The following is a 501-nucleotide window of genomic DNA, read 5'->3' on the forward strand; positions in this document are numbered from 1 at the left end:
TGTTCGTGGTGGGCGAGGCGACGCACCGCTTCATGTACAACCGCAGCTTCGTGCGCCATTGCTCCAATTCGAGCGCGCTCACCATGGGCCGCCTGACGGGAGCCGCGTTGGCTACGGCATAAACGCTCTGCGCGCTCGCGTCGGGTCAGCTCCGCTTCGCCGTACCCATTTCCTGGATGAGGTCGAGGAGCTCCTGGCGCGAGTGCACGTCCATCTTCGCGTAGGCGTGGCGCAGGTGGGTTTTCACCGTGTGCTCGGACAGCGTGAAGGTGTCGGCGATGTGGCGCGCGCTGCGGCCGGCGGCGAACTCCTCGATCATCTCGTACTCGCGTGTGGACAGGCCGAACGTTTCCTTGAGCTGCTCGAGCGCGTCGTCGGGGGTGAGCCGAAGGGGCGCCGTCGGCTCTTCGGGCGCGTCCTCGACGCCCACGAGACGCTGCTTGGCGGTGTAGCGCTGATAGCTCCAGAACATGAGCGACAGCGTTGCCACGAGCAGCCATA

The 501-nt window shown here is 65.9% G+C and carries 1 protein-coding gene; it reads right to left on the minus strand.

Translation table 11 applies throughout. The annotated features are described in order from the left end of the window. Positions 1-145 precede the first annotated feature (145 nt). A partial coding sequence (locus C2L71_RS11875; protein ID WP_129588530.1) for a response regulator transcription factor occupies positions 146-501 on the minus strand: 356 nt, incomplete at its 5' end.

Source organism: Enteroscipio rubneri (assembly GCF_002899715.1).
In the GTDB taxonomy this organism is placed as follows: Bacteria; Actinomycetota; Coriobacteriia; order Coriobacteriales; family Eggerthellaceae; genus Enteroscipio; species Enteroscipio rubneri.